The sequence below is a fragment of the Pseudomonas lundensis genome, assembly GCF_002269125.1.
In the GTDB taxonomy this organism is placed as follows: domain Bacteria; phylum Pseudomonadota; class Gammaproteobacteria; order Pseudomonadales; family Pseudomonadaceae; genus Aquipseudomonas; species Aquipseudomonas lundensis_A.
In genome coordinates, this window is record NZ_NQKI01000001.1 from 1 (window position 1) to 21,667 (window position 21,667).

A 21,667-nucleotide genomic window follows, 5' to 3' on the forward strand; every position below is an offset into this window, starting at 1 on the left:
CTCATCTGGCTCATAGGCGGCTCGGATCAGGTGGTCAGGCGTATTTCAGCACATTTGAAAACTTGTTCGGAGATTCCCTAGCGAAATATTCCTCAGCCGCTCTAAAGAGCTTACACCCCTTAACACAGATTGATTCGCAGCAACTCTGGCGTGCATTGTTTTAGAGGCAATGGAGAGATCAGAGAGTGTTGTTCCGGAGAGCATACTGAGAATTTTTTTCATCGGCACATCAGGTAAATTTTCAAGCGATGGCTTAACTAATTGGCGTACAGGACTCAACCGTCTTCTAAAACGTCCAGCGGCTTTGACCAGCAATACCACAATTTTGAATGACACACGGCCATCTGTATCACGCCGATTAATGGGGTCATTCAAGCAATAAACATAGGCATTAATCCCGCCTCGTCCAAATGGGCTCCAACTGTCCGGGCTATTGAAGCGCATCAATACCGGGTTAAACGCCCGATACCCATTACCCAATAAATAATGCACGGTCACGGGGTCAGCACGCTCGCCATTAAACCCTAATAAACTGATTAAGCCATTCTCTACTGGGCGATGGCCGTAAGGGTTATACGCAATGACGTGGCGTTTATCGGCCCCCATAACGTGCAACACCGACTGTTGTAAATCCGTGCCCACTAAGCTGCATTCATCGCTCGTACTGTCACGTCGCCGTTGCGCCAATAACTGACCGTCCTGTTGGAACACGCTATAACGCTGCGTGCCCTCAATCTCCGTCGTCATTCGCGATTGATTGTAGAAGCGTTGAATACCCGCCGTTTGGATCAGGCGATCAAGGGGGTCGTAGTGGTAATGAAACGTAGCCATTGGCTAAGACTCGGTGCAGGAATACCGTTAGAGTGCGCTCGATCGCGCACGGTAACCACTGGCAACGTTGACAGGTTGGCGGGGGTAACTGGCGGGTGAAATCAGGCGATTCGTACGACGCCTCCCTTTCATTCCGAGGAAACTTCCGAGAAAATCCCGCTCGCTTGCGCCGCTCACATTCGGGGTCTAGTCTCGCCCCGTCGCAGCCAAATCAGCGACCGGGTTTAGTAGCCCGATGTATGAGTTTGGCGCAAGGCGCCACCTGAATGAGGCGCTTTTTTCGGCCTCCGCTTTATGGTGGCCATGCGCAGGGCGCCTTCGGGCGCGCCGGTTTCCGAACTCACCGGTCTACTAACCTGCGTACGGCTGCCACCCATTCGTTTAGTAGCGACGGACGGCAGCTCCCTTAATGAGTTTGGAGTTGTTCATTAAAAAAATTGTTCCCGATCCGCCCGCTTTTACCCTGCCGGATGCGGCTGGGTGCACGCCCGAGTCATTGGACCGTGCGGCCGCCAATCGCGCGCTCGACTACTACCTCACCGACCATCGGCCTGTTCGTATTGCGGGCAGTTGCACGTATGCCATCCCCAACAGCGTCAATTTAGAAGCGGCTTTGGCCCAAGCGTCAGACTTGTTGCGCTGCATGGGGGCAACGGCGAACGAGGCGGGGAATGGTTTGCACGGGGCGCAGCGCGATGTGGTGCTGTCGATTGTGCACCTGGCGGAGCTGGCCAAGGCGTATGTCGATAAATCGCTGGACAGCCTGGTGACGCACTAAGCCGCACGCGCCTGCTTGGCGACAGGCGCGTTAAATAACGTGATCTTCGAACCACGACCGAATCAAAAAACAGCTGAGAGACTGCAATCAATTTAAGTAGACGATCTACGAATACGAGTTGCAATGCCGGGAGTGTAGGGAGGTGGCGGTTCAAGAGGGTAGCGCGTGGCCGTATAGGGAGGAGGGGCACCCGTGACTTGTGCTTCTCGTGCTTGTAGTTGTGTAATCTGCATCCGCTGTGCGTCGATTGTTTCGTAGGCTCGTGTTAAGTCGTCGTGATTTTCTCTCGCTACCCTATGGCTGCGGGCCAGAACACCTTCCAATTCAGCCACTCGAGTCTGGAGAAACGCAACACCTTGCTCCGAAATGATATTGGCAGCTCGCTGCCTTGCCGCTATGGCAAGTCTTACCTCATCCAGTCCACTCGCGAGGCGGGCGATGCTGTGTTCCAGAGCACCTCCGATTGAGACAAACGCAGTACCAAACGACAGCGCAATGGAGGCTTGTCGACCACTCATTGTTAGCCCGGCGCCAACCAGTGATGCGCCTACCACTTGTATTATCCTCGGGGCGACTCTCAAATAGTCATCTACGTGACGATCTAAAAATCTTCCGAGGTTTCTACCCAATCGTCTCGCTGTGGCGGTGACTAGAGCTATTAAAAAATGACCGGTTGGATCAATGTGAAGAACTGGATTGCCTTTGCAATAAGCGTATGAATTACCCCATCCTTTTCCAAACGGACTCATGCTGTCGGGGCTATTAAACCGCATCAATACCGGATTAAAGGCCCGATACCCATTACCCAATAAATAATGCCCGGTCACGGGATCAGCACGCTCACCATTAAACCCCAATAAACTAATCAAGCCATTTTCTACCGGACGATGGCCGTAAGCGTTATAAGCCATCGAGTGATGTTTATCGGCACCCACTGCGTGCAACACCGATTGCTGTAAATCCGTGCCCAATAAGTGGCACTCATCTTTCGTACGGTCACGTCGCTGTTGAGCCAGTAACCGCCCGTCCTGTTGGAACACGCTATAACTCTGCGTGCCCTTAATCTCCGTCGTCATTCGCGATTGATTGTAGAAGCGTTGAATACCCGCCGTTTGGATCAGGCGATCAAGGGGGTCGTAGTGGTAAGGGTAGGTTGCCATGGGCTTAGGCTCGGCGCAGGGAGACAATCAGCTTGCGCTCGCTCGCCCACGTTGACTACTGGCAACGTTGACAGGTTGGCGGGGGTGACTGGCGGGTGAAATCAGGCGATTCGTACGACGTCTCCCTTTCAATCCGAAGAAACTTCCGAGAAAATCCCGCTCGCTTGCGCCGCTCACATTCGGGGTCTAGTCTCGCCCGGTCGCTGCCTAATCAGCGACCGGGTTTAGTAGCCCGAATAACACACGGCGCAATGCGCCACCTCCGCGAGGCGCTTTTTTTCAGCCTCCGCTTTATGGTGGCCGTGCGCAGGGCGCCTTCGGGCGCGCCGGTTTCCGTGTGCTCCGGTCTACTAACCTGCGTACGGCTGCCACCCCATCGTTTAGTAGCGAACGGTGACAGCTCCACTGATGCACACGGAGTTGTTCATGAAAAAAAATGTTCCCGACCCTCCCTCTTTCACCCTGCAGGATGCAGCTCAGTGCACGCCCGAGTCACTGGACCGTGCGGCCGCCAATCGCGCGCTTGACTACTACCTCACCGACCATAAGCCTGCTCGCAGTGCGGGCAGTTCCACGTATGCCATCCCGTCCAGCGTCAATTTAGAAGCGGCTTTGGCCCAGGCGTCAGACTTGTTGCGCTGCATGGGGGCAACGGCGAGCGAGGCGGGGAATGGTTTGAACGGGGCACAGCGCGATGTGGTGTTGTCGATCGTGCACCTGGCGGAGCTGGCCAGAGCGTATGTCGATAAATCGCTGGATTGTCTGGTGACGCACTAAGCCGCACGCGCCTGCTTGGCGACAGGCGCGTCAAACCGTCCTTGGCCGCGCCGCCGGGGCATTCAGCACTCCACGGCACTCACCGCCAGCCCGCCGCGTGAGGTTTCTTTGTATTTGTCATGCATGTCGGCGCCGGTGTCGCGCATGGTGCGAATGACCCGGTCCAGCGAGATAAAGTGCTGGCCATCCCCGCGCAGGGCCATTTGCGCCGCGTTGATGGCTTTGACCGCCGCAATGGCATTGCGCTCGATGCACGGCACTTGCACCAGCCCGCCCACCGGGTCGCAGGTCAGGCCCAGGTTATGTTCCAGGCCGATTTCAGCGGCATTGCACAGTTGCTCAGGCGTCGCGCCGAGGATCTGAGCCAGCCCCGCCGCTGCCATGGCGCAGGCCGAGCCGACTTCACCTTGGCACCCCACTTCGGCGCCAGAGATCGAGGCATTCTTTTTGCACAAAATGCCTATCGCCGCCGCGCTTAATAGATAGTCGACGACGTTGGCTTCGCTGACCTCGTCGCTGAATTTCATGAAGTAATGCAGCACCGCCGGGATGATGCCCGCCGCGCCATTGGTGGGCGCCGTGACCATGCGCCCGCCTGCGGCGTTCTCTTCGTTGACGGCCAGTGCAAACAGGTTGACCCATTCCATGGCGCTGAGGGTTGAGCCGATGACGTTGGGTTTGCCCAACTCCAGCAAGCTGCGGTGTAAACGCGCAGCGCGTCGGCGCACGTTTAATCCGCCGGGCAGGATGCCTTCGTGGGTCAGGCCCTGTTCGACGCAGTCTTGCATCGCGCGCCAGAGGGTCAGCAGCCCGCAGCGGATTTCGTCTTCGCTGCGCCATGTGCGTTCGTTGGCCATCATCAGGGCGGCGACGCTCAGGTGATGCGTGCGGCACAGGTCGAGCAGCGCCACGGCGCTGTCAAAGTCGTAGGGCAACTGACTGCGGTCGGCATCGGCCAGACCGCTGGCGGCTTGCGCCGCGTCCACCACAAAACCGCCGCCCACCGAATAATAAGTGTTGCGGTGCAGTTCGCCGTCGTGGGCATAAGCGATCAGGGTCATGGCGTTGGGGTGGAACGGCAGGTTCTGCTCGATCAAGCGCATGTCCCGCGTCCACTCAAAGGCAATCGGCAGGTCGCCGTTGAGCAACAGGGTGTTGCCCGCCCGCAATTGCGCGATGCGCGGGGCGATGCAGGTCGGGTCTATAGCGTCCGGCCATTCGCCCATCAGCCCCATGATGACGGCGTTGTCGCTGCCATGACCAACCCCGGTGGCAGCCAACGAGCCGTATAACTGCACTTCGACGCGTTGCACCTGTTGCAGGTGATCGCCCTCGCGCAGCCCCTGCACGAACAACGCCGCCGCCCGCATCGGCCCTACGGTGTGGGAGCTGGAGGGGCCAATGCCAATCTTGAACAGGTCAAACACGCTGATAGCCATGTGCACAAACCTCGGGGGATGAGTGCGCCTATCATCAGCCCTCTTGCGCCGCGCAAAACGTCCACCTGCGACCCACGGTTGCCCGCCAGCGCCCTCGACGTTTTAAACGCAGGCGCGAGGCTGAACACGCGATTTTCAGGCGATAAATTTCCAGATACGACCTCGCAGGCATCAGATACGACCCTCCCTGTACTGGATGCGACGCACCCTGTAGGCGTTTGAATTTGACTGTTACATGATCGTTCTTGACTCGATTGCACGATGCCCGCTCAGCCCGGCATTGCCCAACCGCCACTGATACGTACGGTTTCACCACCGAAACCGCCCCACGAACGCCAGGAGTCGAACCATGAACCACGCCCGATCAGTGTTGTTGGCTGCACTGTTGAGTCTGCCGGTCCTCACCCACGCTGGCGAACCTGCGCAATGCGCTACGGTTAACTTCTCGGATGTCGGCTGGACAGACATCACCGTCACCACCGCCGTTGCCAGCACGTTGCTGGACGCACTCGGTTACAAGACTAAAACCACGATGATTTCGGTGCCGGTCACCTACAAGTCGCTGGCGGACGGCAAGAACATGGACGTATTTTTGGGCAACTGGATGCCGACCATGGAGAACGACATCAAGCCGTACCGCGATGCCGGGACGGTGGACACCGTGCGCGCCAATCTGGAGAACGCCAAGTACACCCTCGCCGTCCCCGAAGCGCTCTACAACAAGGGATTGAAGGACTTTGCCGACCTGCCGAAGTTCAAGCGTGAGCTGGACGGCAAGATTTACGGGATCGAGCCCGGCAACGACGGCAACCGCATGATCCAGACCATGATCGACAAGAACGCGTTCGGCCTCAAAGACGCCGGGTTCAAGGTGGTGGAGTCGAGTGAGGCCGGGATGCTGTCGCAAGTTGACCGCGCACAGCGCCGTGGCACTGATGTGGTGTTTCTGGGCTGGGAACCGCACCCGATGAACACCCGTTTCAACATGAAATACCTCACCGGCGGTGACGACTTCTTTGGCCCCAATTACGGACAGGCCACCATCTACACCAACACGCGCAAAGGCTACACCGAGGAGTGCAGCAATGTGGGTCAATTGCTGAAGAATCTGGCGTTCACCCTGGACATGGAAAGCACCCTGATGGGCAAGGTGCTGGATGAAAAGATCAAGCCGAATGTGGCCGCCAAGGCGTGGCTCAAACAGAACCCGCAGGTGCTCGATACGTGGTTGGCGGGCGTGACAACGATTGATGGCAAACCGGGTCTGGAGGCCGTGAAAGCCAGCCTTGCGCCGTAACTGCGGGCGCCGGGCAGCGGGTTTGCCGGGCGCCGTTTCCATTCCCCCTGCATGCGGACGTTCACTACCATGCTGATCGATCAAAAAATCCCTTTAGGCCAGTACATTGCGGGCTTTGTCGACTGGTTGACGCAACATGGCGCCAACACCTTCGATGCCATTGCGACGTCGCTGGAAACGATGATCCACGGCGTGACGTTTGCGCTGACCTGGTTCAACCCTTTTGTCTTTATCGGGCTGATCGCCCTGCTGGCGCATGTCATCCAGCGCAAATGGGCACTGACGGTGTTTGTGGCGCTGTCGTTTCTGCTGATCCTGAACCTCGGTTATTGGCAGGAGACTATGGAGACCTTGGCGCAGGTGCTGTTCGCCACGTTTGTGTGCGTCATCATTGGCGTGCCGCTAGGGATTCTCGCGGCGCACAAGCCCATGTTTTACACCTTCATGCGGCCGGTACTGGATCTGATGCAGACCGTTCCTACGTTCGTTTACTTGATCCCAACCCTGACCCTGTTTGGGCTCGGGGTGGTGCCGGGGCTGATTTCAACCGTTGTGTTCGCGATTGCGGCGCCGATCCGCCTGACGTACCTGGGCATCCGCGATGTGCCGCATGAACTGCTCGACGCGGGCAAAGCCTTTGGCTGCTCGCGACGCCAACTGCTTACCCGTATCGAACTGCCCCACGCCATGCCGAGCATCGCCGCAGGCATCACGCAATGCATCATGTTGTCGTTGTCGATGGTGGTCATCGCCGCGCTGGTCGGGGCCGACGGCCTGGGCAAACCGGTGGTCAACGCGCTCAACACCGCCGACATCGCCCTGGGCTTTGAAGCCGGGCTGGCGATTGTGTTGCTGGCCATCATGCTCGACCGGATCTGCAAGCAGCCGGACGCCAAGAAAGGAGCCGACGCATGAGCATTATTCGCTTCGATAACGTAGACGTGATTTTCGCCAAAGACCCGCGCGAGGCGCTGGGTTTGCTGGATCAGGGGATGACCCGTGACCAGATCCTGAAAAAAACCGGGCAGATTGTGGGCGTCGAAAAGGCCAGCCTGGACATCGACAAGGGTGAGATCTGCGTGTTGATGGGGCTGTCCGGTTCGGGGAAATCCAGCTTGCTGCGCTGTATCAATGGCCTGAACACCGTGAGCCGTGGCCATTTGTACGTGGAGCATGAAGGCAAGCAAATCGACATCGCCTCGTGCAGCCCGGCCGAGCTGAAGATGATGCGCACCCAACGGATTGCCATGGTGTTTCAGAAGTTTGCGTTGATGCCGTGGCTGACGGTGCGCGAGAACATCAGTTTTGGGCTTGAGATGCAGGGTCGCCCTGAAAAGGAGCGGCGCACGTTGGTGGATGAAAAGCTGGAGCTGGTGGGCCTGACCCAATGGCGCAATAAAAAACCGGATGAGCTGAGCGGCGGCATGCAGCAGCGGGTCGGGCTGGCGCGCGCACTGGCCATGGACGCCGACATTTTGCTGATGGATGAACCGTTTTCGGCGCTCGACCCGTTGATCCGCCAGGGTTTGCAGGACGAACTGCTGGCGCTGCAACGCAAGCTGAGCAAGACCATTGTGTTTGTCAGCCATGACCTGGATGAAGCACTGAAGCTGGGCAGCCGCATCGCAATCATGAAAGACGGGCGCATCATCCAGTACAGCAAGCCCGAAGAGATCGTCCTTAACCCGGCGGATGATTACGTGCGTACCTTCGTCGCCCACACCAACCCGTTGAATGTGTTGTGCGGGCGCAGCCTGATGCGTTCGCTGGACAACTGCAAACGGGTCAATGGTTCGGTGTGCATCGATCCGGGGGATGATTCCTGGATTGACCTGGCGCAGGGCAACACCATCAAGGGGGTACGCCAGGGGGCAACGTCACTGGATTTGCAGCACTGGCAGCACGGTCAAGCGGTGGAAGGTCTGGGACGCGGCCCGACGCTGGTGGACAGTAACATCGGCATGCGTGATGCGTTGCAGATTCGTTACCAGACGGGCAACAAACTGGTGCTGCATGACAATCAGCAAGTCGTGGGGATTTTGGGGGATACGGAGCTGTATCACGCGCTGTTAGGCAAGAATCTGGGCTAGATACGGACCTTTGCCCCCCTGCGCTAAAGGACGGGGGAGCAAATGCAGGGCCTGTTCACAGGTGAGGGCAAGGGTCAGCAGCGCCGCCCTTGCCCTGCACGCCGTTCAACTCAGCTATACACCCGGCCAAGGAGTTGGCGATGACTTTCGAACTGGTCGAGCACGTCACGGGTGATTTGCTCGTCCGTGAAGCCCATCAGGTCGTACTCCTGGCTGCCGTTATGCAAATACACTTCGGCACGGTAGTAACGGCTGCGCACTTCTTCATTGTTCGCCGCGTTCTGCTCCGACTCACTGGGCGCGGCCAGGTAGCCGTCCAGGCTGACTTCGTAAACAAACGGGTTACCCTCGTCCATTTCAACCCGCACGCCCATGCAGCGCTTGGCTTTGCCCAGCAGGGTCTGCACGTCCAGGCCCTGACTGCGCAAATGCACCGCCGCTTCTTCCAACGCTGGCGTCACGTGTTTGTCCATGAAGCGCTGAACCACGGCTTGTGTCGGTTGCAGCTCCTGGGCGGTCAAACGCTCGCTGAAGAAACCACGACGTCCGCGCGCCGCCAATTCGGCCTGCTCCAGTTCCATTTGAGTGTCCTGACGCATCGCTTTGTGCAGGCCAAACATGAACAGGATCAATACCACCGAGAACGGCAGGCCCGCCAATACCACCATGGTTTGCATGGCCGCAAAGTTACCGGCGAACAACAGGCCGATGGTCACCAGCGTGATGACCACCGACCAGAAGATACGCAGCCAGTGCGGGGCGTCTTCGTCGACGTCGCCGCCTTTGCACGACAGGTTGGCCATCATCACGGCGCCCGAGTCGGCGGGTGTCAGGAACAACACAAAGCCGACAAAGATCGACACACCGATCACGATTTTCGACGCCGGGTAATGCTCAAGCAGTTGGTAAATCGCCATCGACGGCTGTTCCAGCGCGGTTTTCCCCAGTTCCACCGCGCCCTGGTTGACCACCAGATCCAGCGCCGAGTTACCGAAGATCGACAGCCATGCCAGGGTGAAGCCCAGCGGGATCAACAGCACGCCGGCCACCAGCTCGCGCACGGTGCGGCCACGGGAGATACGCGCAATGAACATGCCGACAAATGGGGCCCAGGAAATCCACCACGCCCAATAGAACAGGGTCCACAGGCCCAGCCAGCCTTCGGTTTTGGTGTTGTCGCCTGCGTACACGTACAGGTCGAACGTTTTCATGATCAACCCGTTGAGGTAATCACCGGTGTTCTGCACGAAGCCGTTGAGCAGGTGCAGGGTCGGGCCGAACAACAGCACAAAAATCAGCAAGCCACTGAACAGCACGATGTTCAGGTTGGACAGGCGGCGGATGCCGTTTTCAACCCCGGAAACCGCCGCGATGGTGGCCACGGTGCTCATCACGATAATGACAATCAGCAGGTTGGTGTTGCTGTGTTCCATGCCGAACAGGTTTTCCAGCCCGGACGACACTTGCATCGAACCAATGCCCAGGTTGGTCACCAGACCGAGCAGCGTCACAAACATGCCGAAGCCGTCTACCGCGTGGCCCGCAGCGCCTTTTACCCAACGCTCGCCCATCAACGGGTACAACGCCGAGCGCAACGCCAGCGGCTGGTTATGGCGGTAGGCAAAGTACGCCACGGCCAACCCGACCAATGCGTAGATCGCCCAGCCGTGCAGGCCCCAGTGCAGGAATGTCAGTTGCAGCGCCTGACGCGCCGCTTCGTGGCTGCCCGACACGCCTTCGGGCGGGTTGAAGTAGTGGTCCAGCGGCTCGGACGCGCCGAAGTACAGCAAGGAGATGCCGATACCCGACGAGAACAGCATCCCGGCCCAGGCGCCATAGCTGAAATCAGGGGTGTCTTGCTTGGTCCCCAGTTTCAATTTGCCGTACGACGAGAATGCCAGCCCGACCACAAAAATCAGGTAAGCGGCGATCACCACCATGTAGTACCAACCGAAGGTACGCGACAGCCACTCTTGGGCGACACCCAAAATACGGCCGGCATCTTCAGGGGCGGCGATCAAAATGGCAGTCAACAACAGTATCAAGGCAGTGGAGGTGTAAAACACCCAACCGTTGACCGTCACCTTTTGCGGTGGGGTCTTTATAAGAGAGGCAGAACTCATTGCACGGATGCTCCAGGCAGTGCGAGAGAAGAACTATCAGCAACGCACCACCCGACTATTCGCTTAGATAGCGACCAACGGTCGGGTGATATAAAGACACCGCAAAAAAACCGGCCCCTGTGAAGACAACCTTTGTCGCAGCGCGCTGGCTGGCGAAATCTCAAGAGCGCCGCGCCTGTGCCTCTGGCGCGTCTATCGGTCAAGACCATCGCGAGCGAGCGTACTCCTACAAAATCAGGGGTTTCGGTGATGTTTGCTGTGCCGAATTGCGCCATTCATGCGTAGGAAACTGGCATTAATCGCGACGAATTGTCGCAGATAGTATTCTTTGTTGATTGAACGTTCAATCAAAACAAAATAGACTGGCCGTCGTTCAGTGAGCGTTCCTGCACTGTCCGCCGGCCCAAGGAGATGAGCAAAAATGCCCAAGGTCGGTATGCAACCCATACGCCGTCAGCAGTTGATTGAAGCCACGTTACAGGCCGTCGATCAGGTTGGTATGGCGGATGCCAGCATTGCGCTGATAGCCCGTTTGGCCGGTGTGTCGAACGGCATCATCAGCCACTACTTTCGAGACAAGAACGGTCTGATTGCCGCCACCATGCGGTACTTGATGAACGTCTTGATCGACAACGTATCCGAGCGCCGCCAAGCGCTGGATGACGACAGCCCCAGGGCTCACTTGCAGGTGATCGTTGAAGGCAACTTCGACGCCAGCCAAGTCAGTGGCCCGGCAATGAAAACCTGGCTGGCCTTCTGGGCCGCCAGCATGCATCAACCGTCGTTGCACAGATTGCAGCGGATCAACGATCACCGCCTGTACTCCAATCTGTGCTGTCAGTTCCGTCGTGTGTTGCCGCTGGCTGAAGCCCGCTCGGCAGCGCGCGGTCTGGCGGCGCTCATCGATGGACTATGGTTGCGTGGTGCCCTGTCGGGAGACGCTTTCGACACCGAGCAGGCACAGCGCATCTGCTACGAATACATGGATCTACAACTGGCGAAACAGGTGAGTTAGGCCTCAATGCTGCTTAACCCTTGAACTGTCGTGACGTTGAGTTGCCCCAGTCAGATGGCATCCAGCTTCACGATTAACGCCAACCACTTATGCACTTGCGAGGATTTTATGGCCCGTTTCGAACTGCAAAAACTCTACATCGACGGCGGCTACACCGACGCCAGCAGCGATGCAACCTTCGATGCCATCAACCCGGCCAACGGTGAAGTCCTCGCCCAGGTGCAGCGTGCGACCAAAGAAGACGTTGAACGCGCCGTTGTCAGCGCTGAAAAAGGCCAGAAAATCTGGGCGGCCATGACCTCTATGGAGCGTTCGCGCATCCTGCGTCGCGCCGTGGACATCCTGCGCGAGCGCAACGATGAACTGGCCGCACTGGAAACCCTGGACACCGGCAAGTCGTACTCCGAAACCCGTTACGTGGACATCGTGACCGGCGCCGACGTACTGGAATACTACGCGGGCCTGGCCCCGGCGATTGAAGGCGAGCAAATCCCGCTGCGCGATACGTCGTTCGTTTACACCCGTCGCGAGCCGCTGGGCGTTGTCGCCGGTATCGGCGCGTGGAACTACCCGATCCAGATCGCACTGTGGAAATCGGCACCGGCACTGGCTGCGGGCAACGCCATGATTTTCAAGCCAAGCGAAGTGACGTCGCTGACCACCCTGAAACTGGCTGAAATCTTCACCGAAGCCGGCCTGCCGGACGGTGTGTTCAACGTCCTGACCGGTAGCGGCCGCGAAGTTGGCACCTGGCTGACCGAGCACCCGCGCATCGAGAAAATCTCGTTCACCGGCGGCACCGACACTGGCAAAAAAGTCACCTCCAGCGCCACCAGCTCTTCCTTGAAGGAAGTGACCATGGAACTGGGCGGCAAGTCGCCGCTGATCATTTTTGACGACGCCGATCTGGACCGCGCGGCAGACACCGCGATGATGGCTAACTTCTACAGCTCGGGTCAGGTCTGCACCAACGGCACCCGCGTGTTTGTACCGACTGCATTGAAAGCCGCGTTTGAAGCCAAAATCCTGGAGCGCGTTGCGCGCATCCGCATTGGCAACCCGGAAGACGAAAACACCAACTTCGGCCCGCTGGTCAGCTTTGCTCACATGGAAAGCGTGCTCGGCTACATTGCCAAAGGCAAAGAAGAAGGCGCCCGCCTGCTGTGCGGCGGTGAGCGCCTGACCGAAGGCGCGCTGGGCAAGGGCGCCTATGTGGCCCCGACCGTGTTCATCGACTGCACCGACGAGATGACCATCGTTAAAGAAGAAATCTTCGGCCCGGTGATGAGCATCCTGACCTACGACACCGAAGACGAAGTGATCCGTCGCGCCAACGACACTGAGTTCGGTCTGGCAGCCGGTTTGGTGACCAAAGACCTGAACCGCGCTCACCGCGTGATCCATCAACTGGAAGCCGGTATTTGCTGGATCAACGCCTGGGGCGAGTCCGACGCAAAAATGCCGGTCGGTGGCTACAAGCAGTCGGGCATCGGCCGTGAAAACGGCATCAGCTCGCTGGCCCAGTACACCCAGATCAAATCGGTACAGGTCGAGCTGGGCGATTACGTTTCGGTGTTCTAAGCCCGACGTAAGGCTGCGCGCACGCCACCACGGCCTCTGCATAACGGGTTGCCTGGCAACCCTTCGCAGCCTTCGGCAGCGACTACGGTTTATCTATTTCAAAGAGGGTGCATTTTATGTCCCAAGAATTCGATTACATCATCATTGGTGCCGGCTCTGCCGGTAATACCCTGGCGACCCGTCTGACTGAAGACCAAGGCGTCACCGTGCTGCTGCTTGAAGCAGGCGGCCCGGACTACCGTTTCGACTTCCGTACCCAGATGCCTGCGGCATTGGCGTACCCGCTGCAAGGCCGTCGCTACAACTGGGCGTTCGAAACCGATCCGGAACCGCACATGGACGGTCGCCGCATGGAATGTGGCCGTGGCAAAGGGTTGGGCGGTTCGTCGCTGATCAATGGCATGTGCTACATCCGTGGTAATGCGATGGACTACGACGGCTGGGCGAAAAACCCTGGCCTCGAAGACTGGAGCTACCTGGATTGCCTGCCGTATTTCCGCAAGGCAGAAACCCGTGACATCGGCCCGAACGACTACCACGGTGGCGACGGCCCGGTGAGCGTGACCACGCCTAAAGCGGGCAACAACGTGCTGTTCCACGCCATGGTGGAAGCCGGTGTACAAGCGGGCTACCCGCGCACCGAGGACTTGAACGGCTACCAGCAGGAAGGTTTCGGCCCGATGGACCGTACCGTGACGCCGAACGGACGTCGCGCCAGCACCGCCCGCGGGTATCTGGACACGGCCAAGCAGCGTTCCACTTTGAAAATCGTCACCCACGCCCTGACCGACAAAATTCTGTTTGAAGGCAAGCGTGCGGTGGGCGTGTCCTACATGGTGGGCGACAGCGATACACGCATTGAAGCCAAGGCACGCAAAGAAGTACTGCTGTGCAGCGGCGCCATCGGTTCGCCGACAGTGTTGCAACGTTCCGGTGTCGGCCCTGCCGAGCTGCTGAACAGCCTCGACATTCCGGTGGTGCATGACCTGCCCGGTGTTGGCCGCAACTTGCAAGACCACCTTGAGCTGTACCTGCAATACGCGTGCACGCAGCCGGTTTCGTTGTACCCGTCGTTGTTGTGGTGGAACCAGCCGGCCATCGGCGCCGAGTGGCTGTTCATGGGTAAAGGCATTGGCGCGAGCAACCAGTTCGAAGCCGGTGGTTTTATCCGTACCCGCGAACATTTCGAATGGCCGAACATTCAGTACCACTTCCTGCCGGTCGCGATTAACTACAACGGCAGCAATGGCGTGAAAGAGCACGGTTTCCAGGCACACATGGGCTCGATGCGCTCGCCAAGCCGTGGCCGGATCAACGTGAAGTCCAAGGACCCGCGCGAGTACCCGAGCATCCTGTTCAACTACATGTCCACCGAGCAGGACTGGCAGGAGTTCCGCGACGGCATCCGCCTGACCCGTGAAATCATGCAGCAGCCTGCACTGGACGCTTACCGTGGCCGCGAAATCAGCCCCGGTATCGACAAGCAGACGGACGAAGAGCTTGACACGTTTATCCGCGAGCATGCCGAAACCGCGTTCCACCCGTCGTGTTCGTGCAAGATGGGCACCGACGAGATGGCTGTGGTAGATGGCGAAGGCCGCGTGCACGGCATGCAAGGGCTGCGTGTTGTCGATGCGTCGATCATGCCGCTGATCACCACCGGTAACCTGAACGCGCCGACGATCATGATCGCCGAGAAAATCGCTGACAAGATCCGTGGTCGTAAACCGTTGCCACGCAGCACCGCCGATTACTACGTCGCAGGCGACGCGCCGGTGCGTGGCAAGCCGCTGCGTGACGTGAGCCGTACTGCGCAGTAAGCAACACTGAACCGGTCCCCGCTGGCGCAGCCTGTGCCAGCGGGGACCGGCTTTATTCAAGCATGTGTTTCATCTTCCCCCGCTTGCCCCGGCCTCAACGCAGGCCTACTCTAATGCCTCGTTTCGCGCCTCACCCCCCCGCCCCACACGACATGCCAGCACCTGCCTGGCCAAGAGGTTTTCTATGTTTGATGTTGTCTCTTCGAGCAAATGGCCAACCGGCTTCCTGATTAATCCAAACGCAGAACCTCTCGATCCAAAATGGCTGACCGAGTTCAGCAAGATTCCCGCGGCCGCCGTGAGCGATTGTCTGGGCCGCAATGTCGGCGGTCTGGGCCTCAAGTCTTTCCACGGCAACCGCCCAATGCTGGGCAGCGCGCTGACGGTACGCGTGCGTCCAGGCGACAACCTGATGATCCTCAAGGCCATGCAAATGGCGCGTCCTGGCGATGTGCTGGTGATCGACGGCAGTGCTGACCTGACCCGCGCCGTGTTCGGCGGCATCATGCGGGCCATGGCCCTTAAGGCAGGCATCGTCGGCGTGGTCATCAATGGCGCCCTGCGCGATCTGGACGAGTGGCAAACCGGCGAATTGCCTGCCTACGCGATTGGCGGCGTGCACCGTGGCCCAAGCACAGACGGCGGTGGCGAAATCAACGTGCCGATCTCCTGCGCCGGGATGCTGGTCATGCCTGGCGACCTGATGATCGGTGATGGCGACGGTGTCGTTGCCGCTTCGCGCAGCGAACTGCCTGAATTGCTGATCCGCTGCCATGACCTGCTGGCACGTGAGCAAGCCACGCTCAAAGCCATTGAAGAAGGCACCCTGGACCCTGACCGTTTCGACGCCATCCTGCGCGCCAAGGGCTGCCCGGTTTAAAGCGCTGCTGTCAGTAAGGAGATCTGTGTATGTTCGATTTCTACCCTCAGCTCAAGCGATGCTTTGCCGCATTGCACACCCGGGCCGAGTTCTATTCGTTACGTTACGTGCGCGAGTCCGGGCAATTTCTGTCGGTACGCAAGAATGTCGCAGAACCTCCTTATTTCAAGCAGGACCAGGGCGCGATGCTCACGGCGCGGGTCAACGGGGTGGAGGCGTATGCAGCCACCAACGACCTGACCCTGGCCGGTTTGCAGGCTGCACTGGAGCGTGCCGAACAACAGGCGCGCCTGATTGCCCGCCATGCGTTGCTGGACCTGAGCCTGGAGCCGGTCTCCAGCGAGCAGGCCGAATACTGCTCGCCTGACATCCATCAGCCCTTCCCGTCACTCAGCGATTGCTACGCGCTGCTGGGCGCCGAGTCCGCCGCGGTGCCCAAGGACGAACGGCTGGTGAGCTGGGACGTCAGCCTGGGGCTCAACCACGTCGAGCAGATCTACCTCAACAGCGCGGGTGCCGACTTGCGCCAGGCCCAGCGTTTTGTCTATCCGGGGATGTCGGTCACGGCGTTCGACGGCCACGACAGCCAGACCCGCAGCCTGGGCCGTGAGAACTTTGGCCAGCAGGGCGGCGCCGATGTCATCGGCCGCAGCGGGCTGGTGGGCGCTGCGCCCACGGTGGCGGATCAAGCCTTGCAACTGCTGCTGGCACCCAATGCGCCGCAGGGCAAGCGCGACCTGCTGCTGATGCCGGACCAAATGATCCTGCAAATCCACGAATCCATCGGACACCCTCTGGAACTGGACCGCATCCTCGGCGACGAGCGCAATTACGCGGGCACCAGCTTCGTCAAAACCAGCGACTTCGGGCAGTTGCAATACGGCTCGACGCTATTGAACGTGACGTTCGACCCCAACATCCCGGAGCAACTTGCCAGCTACAGCCACGATGACGACGGCACCCCGGCGCATAAAGAATTCCTGATCCGTGAAGGGCTGTTGCTGCGCCCGTTGGGCGGCGCGCTGTCGCAGTTCCGTTCCGGGCTGGAGGGCGTGGCCAACAGCCGGGCGTGCAGCTGGAACCGACCGCCGATTGACCGCATGGCCAACCTCAACGTGGAGCCCGGCGACCACAGCATGGCGCAACTGATTGGCGGCATTGAGCGCGGCATTCTCATGGCCACCAACCGCTCGTGGTCGATTGACGATGCCCGCAACAAATTCCAGTTCGGCTGCGAGTGGGGCCAGTTGATCGAAAACGGGGAACTCAAGGGTGTGGTGAAAAACCCCAACTACCGGGGCATTTCCGAACAGTTCTGGCGCAGCCTCAGCGCAGTCGGTGACGCCAGCACGTTTAAAGTGCTCGGCACACCCAACTGCGGCAAAGGCGAACCGAACCAGGTCATCCGCGTCGGGCATGCGTCGCCAGCGTGTGTATTCAGTGATATCGATGTGTTTGGAGGGGATGCCTGATGGATCAATCAATGCGTGAAATCGGGCATTTTGAAGGGCTGGTCAACGGGTTGCGGGCGGCTTTGCGCGGCCCTGAGCGGTTCACCCTGAACTACAACGCTGAAACCTCGGAATTCATTCGTTTCAACAAGGGCAAAGTGCGACAGGCCGGGCAGGTTCAGCAGGCCAGCCTGAGCCTCAAGTTGATCAACGAAGGCCGTCATGCCGATATCAGCCTGACCCTCAGCGGCGACGCTGACCTTGACCAGTCGCGTCTGGCCCTCGCCGTGCAGCAACTGCGCGAGACCCTGCCGCTGCTGCCGGTGGACCCGTATTTGCTGCTCAGCGCCGAGTCATGGCGCAGCCGCAACGTGCAAAACCCGCCTTTGCCGGACACCGCCCAGGTGCTGGACGACATTCGCAGCGCGTCCCAGGGCGTCGATCTGGTGGGCTTTTACGCCAGCGGGCCGATCAGCTACGGCTATGCCAGCTCTGAAGATGCGTTTGGCTGGCATCAGGCCAACAGCTTCAATTTCGACTGGAGCCTGTTCCACAGCAACGGCCAGGCCGTGAAAGCCAGTTACGCCGGCGCCCAATGGGAAAGCCAACGCTTTGCCCGGCGCATGCAGCTGGCCCGCGAGCAACTGGCGTTTCTCGGCCGCCCGGCGCACGTGTTGGCCCCCGGCGCATACCGCGCCTACCTGGCTCCGGCTGCACTGGAAGAAGTCATGAGCATGCTGAGCTGGGGCGGGTTTTCGGCGCAAGCCTTGGCCAGTAAGGCCAGCCCACTGCAAAAGCTCTACGCGGGTGACGCCCGTCTAAGCCCGCTGGTGGCGTTGGACGAACAGGTCAGCCAGTCCCTGAGCCCGGCGTTTTCCGGGGAAGGGTATCCGCGCCAGGACCTGTCACTGGTCACCAACGGCATGGCCAATCAGCAACTGGTAGGGTCTCGCAGCGCCGCCGAATATGGCTTGCAGGTCAACGGCGCGTTACCGGGCGAGTCCCCGAGTGCGCTGGCAATGGCGCCGGGCACACTGGAGCAGGCCGATATCCTCACGCAACTGGGCACCGGGCTGTACATCAGTAACCTGTGGTACTTGAACTACTCTGACCAACCTGCCGCTCGCATGACCGGCATGACCCGCTTCGCGACGTTCTGGGTCGAAGACGGCCAGATCATGGCCCCGGTGAACACCATGCGTTTTGATGACAGCGTCTATAGTCTGCTGGGGTCGCAGTTGGAAGCGCTGACGGTGGAACGCGAGTTGCTGTTGTCGGCCAGCACGTATGACCAGCGCCAGACTGCATCGAACCTGTTGCCCGGCGCGCTGGTCAAAAAAATCACGTTGACGTTGTAACGCTTGCGCAATCGTTGCCGCTGGCCCCCTGCAGCCTGCGGCAACGGCGACACCGCTGACTTTTCACACGACGAGGTCTTATGCCCGCACGCCCGGTTCTCAGTCCTGAAACATTGCGCTGGTTGCCGTGGGTGGTCGCCATCGCGTTTTTCATGCAGTCACTCGATGGCACGATCCTCAACACGGCGTTGCCGGACATGGCCCGCGACCTGGACGAGAACCCCTTGCGCATGCAGGGCGTGATCGTCGCTTACATGCTCACGGTGGCCTTGCTGATCCCGGCTTCCGGCTGGATTGCCGACCGCTTCGGCACCAAGAAAATCTTCTTCAGCGCCATCCTCCTGTTCAGCCTCGGCTCCTTGCTGTGCGCGCTGTCCGGCACCCTCGACCAACTGATCGGCGCCCGCGTGATTCAAGGGCTGGGCGGCGCCTTGATGTTGCCGGTGGGGCGGCTCGTGGTGCTCAAGGCGTATCCACGCTCGGAGCTGGTGCGGATCATGGGGTTCATCACCATCCCCGGCCTGCTTGGCCCCTTGATCGGCCCGACCATGGGCGGCTGGATGGTGCAGTACCTGAGCTGGCACTGGATCTTTCTGATTAACCTGCCGGTCGGCGCATTCGGTTGCTGGGCGGTCTGGCATTTCATTCCAGACTTGCGCGGCGACGAACGCACCCGTTTCGACGGCCTGGGCTTTTTGCTGTTTGGCGCGGCGATGGTGTTCATCACCATTGCCATGGAAGGGCTGGGCGAACTGCACATGCCGCACTTGCGGGTGATGTTGCTGCTGTTTGCGGGCATGGCGTGCCTGGCGGCGTATTGGCTGCGCGCCGGTAATATCGCCAATCCGTTGTTTTCCCCAAGGCTGTTCAAGACCAAGACGTTTGCCGTGGGCATCCTCGGCAACCTGTTCGCCCGTCTGGGCAGTGGTGCGCTGCCGTTTCTGGTGCCGTTGCTGTTGCAAGTGGCACTGGGGTATTCGCCTTCACAAGCCGGGATGAGCATGCTGCCGCTGGCAGGTGCCGCAATGCTGGCCAAGTGGGTGGCGCGGCCACTGATCGAGCGCCTCGGCTATCGCAAGGTGCTGACCTTCAACACCTTCGCGCTGGGCATTATGCTGGCCAGCATGGGCTTGGTGACTGCACACACGCCGTACCCGCTGTTGCTGTCGATGCTGGCCGTGCTCGGGGCCATCAACTCCTTGCAGTTCACTGCCATGAACACCGTGACCCTGATCGACCTCGACGACGCCAGCGCCAGCAGTGGCAACAGCTTGCTGTCGGTGGTGGCGCAGTTGTCGCTCAGCCTGGGCGTGGCCTGTGCCGGTGCACTGCTCGGCGGCTTCACCGGCGATGGCGGCGGGGATGGGGTGGACACGGTGCTGGGGGCGTTCCAACTGACCTTCCTGACCGTGGGCATCATGGCCATGCTGGCCGCGGCGATCTTCCTGCAACTGTCACCTCAGGATGGCCGTAAACCCAAAGCCCACTCGGAGCACGAACTGGACCACTGAGGGTTGCCGCGGATTCTGGGCGACAACTCGTCCAGAATCTTCAGGCGAAGGGCCTTGGGCTGTTACACTGCGCGACATTTTGTTTTGCAGGCCAGTCCCGTGACCACCATCGCCACCGCTTTTAATACTTTGCCCTTGTCCGCCGCCATGCTGGCTAACCTCGACTCCCTCGGTTATGCCCAGATGACGCCGATTCAGGCGCAGAGCTTGCCGGTGATCCTCAAAGGCATGGACCTGATCGCTCAGGCCAAGACCGGCAGCGGCAAGACCGCCGCCTTTGGTATCGGCCTGCTGAACCCGATCAACCCGCGCTTCTTCGGCTGTCAGGCGCTGGTGATTTGCCCGACGCGTGAACTGGCCGACCAGGTCGCGAAAGAAATTCGCCGTCTGGCCCGCGCTGAAGACAACATCAAAGTGCTGACCCTGTGTGGTGGCGTGTCCTTCGGGCCGCAGATCGGTTCGCTGGAGCACGGCGCGCACATCATCGTCGGCACCCCGGGCCGCATCCAGCAACACTTGCGCAAAGGTTCGCTGGTGCTCGACGGCCTGAACACGCTGGTACTCGACGAAGCCGACCGGATGCTCGACATGGGCTTTTACGACGCCATCGAAGACATCATTGTGCAAACCCCGAAGCGCCGTCAGACCTTGCTGTTTTCGGCCACGTACCCGGTCGGCATCAAGCAACTGTCGTCCAAGTTCATGCGCAACCCGCAGCAGGTAAAAGCCGAGGCGCTGCACACTGACAGCCAGATCGAACAGCGCTTCTATGAGATCTCCCCTGAAGAACGCATGAGCGCCGTGACCAAGGTGCTGGGCCATTTCCGCCCGCAATCGTGCGTGGCCTTCTGCTTCACCAAGCAGCAGGTTCAGGAAACCGTGGATCACCTGACCTCCAAAGGCATTTCTGCCGTCGGCCTGCACGGCGATCTGGAACAGCGCGACCGCGATCAGGTGCTGGCAATGTTCGCCAACCGTTCGACCTCGGTACTGGTTGCCACTGACGTGGCCGCCCGTGGTCTGGACATTGACGCACTGGACATGGTGATCAACGTCGAACTGGCGCGCGATTCCGAAATCCACATTCACCGTGTGGGCCGTACCGGCCGTGCCGGTGAAAAAGGCATCGCCATCAGTCTGGTTGCACCGTCCGAAGCGCACCGCGCCCAAGCCATCGAACAATTGCAGAAGGCCCCGCTGAACTGGGAAACCCTGGACACCCTCACCTCGCAAGGTGGCGCGCCGCTGCTGCCCGCCATGAGCACGTTGTGCATAGGTGCCGGGCGCAAAGACAAAGTGCGTCCGGGCGACATTCTTGGTGCGCTGACGGGCGAGGCCGGGATTCCGGGCGCTCAGGTCGGGAAAATTGCGATTTTCGACTTCCAGGCCTACGTCGCGGTTGATCGCACCATCGCCAAGCAGGCCGCTCAGCGCCTGAGCGATGGCAAAATCAAAGGCCGTTCGCTGCGCGTGCGGGTGCTGTAAAACGCCTTAACCCCCCTCTTCCCAACCCTCTCCCTGAGGGCGAGGGGGCAGATTGATTCAGAATTCCAAAC

17 protein-coding genes are annotated in these 21,667 nt (G+C 59.7%); 13 read left to right on the plus strand and 4 right to left on the minus strand.

Going from position 1 to position 21,667, the window contains the following annotated elements; genetic code table 11:
• Nucleotides 1–45 precede the first annotated feature (45 nt).
• The gene (locus CJF39_RS23580; RefSeq protein ID WP_094991576.1) at nt 46–831 is read right to left on the minus strand and encodes an RHS repeat-associated core domain-containing protein; all 786 of its coding nucleotides are present in this window, start codon (nt 829–831) and stop codon (nt 46–48) included.
• Between the two features lie 421 nt (nt 832–1,252).
• Between CJF39_RS23580 and CJF39_RS00010 the strand changes: the two genes are divergently transcribed.
• Complete coding sequence (locus tag CJF39_RS00010) at nt 1,253–1,609, plus strand: DUF6124 family protein (protein WP_349290206.1); 357 nt, start codon at nt 1,253–1,255, stop codon at nt 1,607–1,609.
• 92 nt (nt 1,610–1,701) lie between these two features.
• Here CJF39_RS00010 and CJF39_RS00015 read toward each other — a convergent pair whose 3' ends face one another.
• The gene (locus CJF39_RS00015) at nt 1,702–2,769 is read right to left on the minus strand and encodes an RHS repeat-associated core domain-containing protein (RefSeq protein ID WP_094991577.1); all 1,068 of its coding nucleotides are present in this window, start codon (nt 2,767–2,769) and stop codon (nt 1,702–1,704) included.
• Between the two features lie 426 nt (nt 2,770–3,195).
• On the opposite strand from CJF39_RS00015, the gene CJF39_RS00020 reads away from it, so the two are divergent.
• A complete protein-coding gene (locus tag CJF39_RS00020; protein WP_094991578.1) occupies nt 3,196–3,546 on the plus strand; it encodes a DUF6124 family protein in 351 nt (116 codons plus the stop codon).
• Nucleotides 3,547–3,608: 62 nt separating this feature from the next.
• Here the strand turns inward: CJF39_RS00020 and CJF39_RS00025 are convergent, their stop codons facing one another.
• Nucleotides 3,609–4,985, minus strand: a complete 1,377-nt coding sequence (locus CJF39_RS00025) for an L-serine ammonia-lyase (protein ID WP_094991579.1) — start codon at nt 4,983–4,985, stop codon at nt 3,609–3,611.
• A gap of 349 nt (nt 4,986–5,334) precedes the next feature.
• Here CJF39_RS00025 and CJF39_RS00030 point away from each other — a divergent pair, with 349 nt between their 5' ends.
• From CJF39_RS00030 to choV, 3 genes are all read left to right on the plus strand, one after another.
• Entirely contained in the window at nt 5,335–6,282 is a 948-nt protein-coding gene (locus CJF39_RS00030) for a choline ABC transporter substrate-binding protein (protein ID WP_094991580.1), read from the plus strand.
• Between the two features lie 69 nt (nt 6,283–6,351).
• On the plus strand, nt 6,352–7,197 hold the full coding sequence (gene choW, locus CJF39_RS00035) for a choline ABC transporter permease subunit (RefSeq protein ID WP_094991581.1): 846 nt from the start codon (nt 6,352–6,354) through the stop codon (nt 7,195–7,197).
• Nucleotides 7,194–8,372 carry a choline ABC transporter ATP-binding protein gene (gene choV, locus CJF39_RS00040; protein WP_094991582.1) on the plus strand — a complete coding sequence of 393 codons (1,179 nt, stop codon included), beginning with the start codon at nt 7,194–7,196 and terminating at the stop codon, nt 8,370–8,372. Before choW ends, choV begins: the two co-directional genes overlap by 4 nt.
• 110 nt (nt 8,373–8,482) lie before the next feature.
• Here the strand turns inward: choV and CJF39_RS00045 are convergent, their stop codons facing one another.
• Nucleotides 8,483–10,438, minus strand: coding sequence for a BCCT family transporter (locus CJF39_RS00045; RefSeq protein ID WP_249275305.1), 1,956 nt, complete (start codon nt 10,436–10,438; stop codon nt 8,483–8,485).
• A 478-nt stretch (nt 10,439–10,916) separates the two neighbouring features.
• Here CJF39_RS00045 and betI point away from each other — a divergent pair, with 478 nt between their 5' ends.
• The 8 genes from betI (at nt 10,917) to dbpA (ending at nt 21,596) form a co-directional block, all read left to right on the plus strand.
• Nucleotides 10,917–11,510: a transcriptional regulator BetI gene (gene betI / locus CJF39_RS00050; protein WP_094991584.1), complete on the plus strand. Its 594-nt coding sequence runs from the start codon at nt 10,917–10,919 to the stop codon at nt 11,508–11,510.
• A gap of 108 nt (nt 11,511–11,618) precedes the next feature.
• Nucleotides 11,619–13,091, plus strand: a complete 1,473-nt coding sequence (betB, locus tag CJF39_RS00055; protein ID WP_094991585.1) for a betaine-aldehyde dehydrogenase — start codon at nt 11,619–11,621, stop codon at nt 13,089–13,091.
• Nucleotides 13,092–13,207: 116 nt separating this feature from the next.
• On the plus strand, nt 13,208–14,911 hold the full coding sequence (gene betA, locus CJF39_RS00060; RefSeq protein ID WP_094991586.1) for a choline dehydrogenase: 1,704 nt from the start codon (nt 13,208–13,210) through the stop codon (nt 14,909–14,911).
• A gap of 184 nt (nt 14,912–15,095) precedes the next feature.
• A complete protein-coding gene (locus CJF39_RS00065) occupies nt 15,096–15,791 on the plus strand; it encodes an RraA family protein (protein WP_047278180.1) in 696 nt (231 codons plus the stop codon).
• Nucleotides 15,792–15,820: 29 nt separating this feature from the next.
• Nucleotides 15,821–17,263: a TldD/PmbA family protein gene (locus CJF39_RS00070; protein ID WP_094991587.1), complete on the plus strand. Its 1,443-nt coding sequence runs from the start codon at nt 15,821–15,823 to the stop codon at nt 17,261–17,263.
• Entirely contained in the window at nt 17,263–18,600 is a 1,338-nt protein-coding gene (locus CJF39_RS00075; RefSeq protein ID WP_094991588.1) for a TldD/PmbA family protein, read from the plus strand. The genes CJF39_RS00070 and CJF39_RS00075 overlap by 1 nt, the downstream gene beginning before the upstream one ends.
• An 80-nt stretch (nt 18,601–18,680) precedes the next feature.
• On the plus strand, nt 18,681–20,111 hold the full coding sequence (mdtD, locus tag CJF39_RS00080; RefSeq protein ID WP_094991589.1) for a multidrug transporter subunit MdtD: 1,431 nt from the start codon (nt 18,681–18,683) through the stop codon (nt 20,109–20,111).
• Nucleotides 20,112–20,258: 147 nt separating this feature from the next.
• Nucleotides 20,259–21,596: an ATP-dependent RNA helicase DbpA gene (gene dbpA, locus CJF39_RS00085; RefSeq protein WP_249275306.1), complete on the plus strand. Its 1,338-nt coding sequence runs from the start codon at nt 20,259–20,261 to the stop codon at nt 21,594–21,596.
• Nucleotides 21,597–21,667: the final 71 nt, after the last annotated feature.